This window comes from Thalassotalea sp. G20_0, from assembly GCF_017744175.1.
In the GTDB taxonomy this organism is placed as follows: Bacteria; Pseudomonadota; Gammaproteobacteria; order Pseudomonadales; family Endozoicomonadaceae; genus Endozoicomonas.
Map to the genome: position 1 here is coordinate 1 of NZ_JAGHQV010000405.1, position 664 is coordinate 664.

A 664-nucleotide genomic window follows, 5' to 3' on the forward strand; every position below is an offset into this window, starting at 1 on the left:
GCCGTCAAGATTGTTACAAAAAAGGGATAGCTCGCTTTCAGTCAACAGGTGTAACTGAGGTGATTTGCTTTTGTAGATGATACTGCCACCGCACAGGCGCAGCTGATATAAACCATCCAAGTGACAATGCGACTGAAGCCAATCGTTAACATCTGAAATGCGCTTATGGTTAAGCAAAACTCTAATCATCACCGACGCTGTAAAATGGCTATCGCGGGCAGTGATTATGCGCATCCCCTGTCTTTTTTTAAGATCAGGCAACGAGTACGCTGGATGTTTTTGTTGGCTTCCCTCCATAGAAAACCCACTGATACTGATAGCTACAGAGTCAAACGATAAACCGGAACCTTTGAGTACCCTGTCAACTAAGTGCTTCGCCATACCCACCACTCCATACATTGAAGGAAGCCCTGCAATATACGGCGATGGCATAGCATTAGCCCGATTGACTGTCATGTTTTTAATGCAAAGGTATGCCCTATGCGGACTGCAGATACTTTCTGATGGCATCATCAATAGCCGTCTGGTGATGTTCCACAAAAGGTAGACCGTTTTCACTGGCGATGCGGTTCAATTGCTGATTTAACAAAGGTTTTAAATCTTCAACTATGGCTTTTTGCCTGAGAGCGGTTCTGGTGTCTCCATTAATCAGGTAAATCTGAGC

At 44.7% G+C, this 664-nt stretch carries 2 protein-coding genes; both read right to left on the reverse strand.

Translation table 11 applies throughout. From position 1 onward, the window contains the following. Positions 1-513, reverse strand: a 513-nt coding sequence (locus J7438_RS26750) for a type I-F CRISPR-associated protein Csy2 (RefSeq protein ID WP_353620204.1), incomplete at its 3' end; no start/stop codon positions are given. Next, positions 479-664: hypothetical protein (locus J7438_RS26755; protein WP_209279057.1), on the reverse strand; the 186-nt coding region annotated here is incomplete at its 5' end. The genes J7438_RS26755 and J7438_RS26750, both read right to left, overlap by 35 nt.